The following is a 1671-nucleotide window of genomic DNA, read 5'->3' as shown; positions in this document are numbered from 1 at the left end:
GCAGTCCTCCCAGGCCGGAAGTTTCTCCTGCAGCTTTGAGATCAAAGTGTTCGCCCTCGGCATATTCCCTTCTTTTTTCACCCTAGGCAGCCCCCAGGGCGTGTTTCCGTTGAAGAACCCTCCCGTGCGCCTTCTAAACGCTAGGATGGATTCTAGCCCTAATTCTGCGCACAGGCCAGCGCCGTCCCAGAAGTGGTGAGCCGCCGCCTGATATTAAAAATCCCCCCCCCCCCCCCGTGAGCACCAGGAGCACCCGAGAACCAGGATAACCCGAGAACAAGGAGTAATGATCGAGATCGCCTAAAATGATAAAATCAAATAATTTTCCAGAAAGTTTTGCAATATATATTGCAATTGAGTTGACTCAGATGAAAAATTTTCAGAGATTTCACCCTGTCTTGGGAAAGTGGGACCTCTGAAAGGAAATCAATTTATTTTATTTAAACACTTGTTTTTACATGATAAATTGATATTTTGAGGGTGAGTGATGAAAACGCCAACTCGAAAGAGGTGAAACATGCCAAACGCCAAGCAGATTGCTCGAATGAAGCAGAAACAAGCTGAGAAAGTCCTACTCTTCTGGGGGGAACTAACTTCCAAGGAAGTCTGGGATCGCCATTGGCACAAAGGATTTTTTACAACACCAAAAACAATGTCACTAATAATGCGGATTATAGACGATTTAACTAAGGGGTCACCTGCGGGAAATGCCTATTTTGTTCTTTGGTGTCATACTTGGGACAACCCAATGGTAGAGATACAAAGCGAGCAAGAATTCGCTTTTGAGTCAGGTTTTGGTGGGGAACGCCCTGTTAATACATGGAGGGCAAGAATGAAAGCGCTTCAAGAGCTTGGATTTATTCGTGCCAAAAAAATTGAGCATGATTTCAGTGTAGTGTTAATTCGCAATCCGCACACTGTAATAAAGGAGCTTTTTGATTCCGGAAAAATTAAAAAGGCAGAATACTACAGCGCTATTATACGGCGCGCGCATGAAATAGACGCGGCTAAAGACTTCGCTGTATAAGGGGATTCCTCGTGAAGTGGTCAGAAATTATACGTTCCGAAAGGATTGTGATTGGAGGTGTCGAGTACGACCTTCGTCATTTGCATGATGCTGTTTATGACATAACGATCCCAGGGTCAGGAAACCATCAGGACATTAAGACAAAGTTGTTTGTTAGGTATAGCAGTCATTGCATTTCTGTTGGGCCAGAAGATGATGTTCCTATTGATTTTGATATTGTTGGGATTGAGAAGAGAATACTAGATCACAGGCTTGTTCCAAGGGCGTTTTCTGAGGAAAGATATGAATTGTCAAAAATGCTTCCCGGTATTTTTAGCAAAATAGTAGACAGAAAATGTTTCTACTCGTCAGATAGGAATTTTTTTATAATTGAATTCATCGACAAAGAAGGCGGAAAGGCAAGCTATTGCGTGTATTTTAATGTCAAGAAAGAGGTTGAAGGCTTAGATGTATATGTGGAGAGCGCATATGTTCCGCGAGTGATTGTTCGCCCAAACGATGGTTCCCGTTCCATCCAGGCGCGAGTAATTTTAGCTAAAAGATTCAGGGGAGAACAAATAAAAAGAATCCCCCTCAGGTGAGGGGGATTCTTTTTAAACTCTCGGGCGCTCTTTGAATCCCAGCAAGGCTTCGGACCTCATTTG

At 43.5% G+C, this 1671-nt stretch carries 2 protein-coding genes; both read left to right on the top strand.

Going from position 1 to position 1671, the window contains the following annotated elements:
* The first annotated feature begins 517 nt into the window (after nucleotides 1–517).
* On the top strand, nucleotides 518–1027 hold the full coding sequence (locus tag G453_RS28165) for a hypothetical protein (RefSeq protein ID WP_156920992.1): 510 nt from the start codon (nucleotides 518–520) through the stop codon (nucleotides 1025–1027).
* Nucleotides 1028–1038: 11 nt separating this feature from the next.
* A complete protein-coding gene (locus tag G453_RS28160; RefSeq protein ID WP_156920991.1) occupies nucleotides 1039–1608 on the top strand; it encodes a hypothetical protein in 570 nt (189 codons plus the stop codon).
* Nucleotides 1609–1671: the final 63 nt, after the last annotated feature.

The sequence above is a fragment of the Fundidesulfovibrio putealis DSM 16056 genome, from assembly GCF_000429325.1.
In the GTDB taxonomy this organism is placed as follows: Bacteria; Desulfobacterota; Desulfovibrionia; order Desulfovibrionales; family Desulfovibrionaceae; genus Fundidesulfovibrio; species Fundidesulfovibrio putealis.
The sequence above is the reverse complement of the archived record's forward strand: the minus strand, read 5'-3'. Positions and strand labels throughout refer to the sequence as shown.

Bases quoted from the DNA above. Each gene is read 5' to 3' on its own strand.
- G453_RS28165 (WP_156920992.1), top strand. From the start codon at position 518: ATGCCAAACGCCAAGCAGATTGCTCGAATGAAGCAGAAACAAGCTGAG.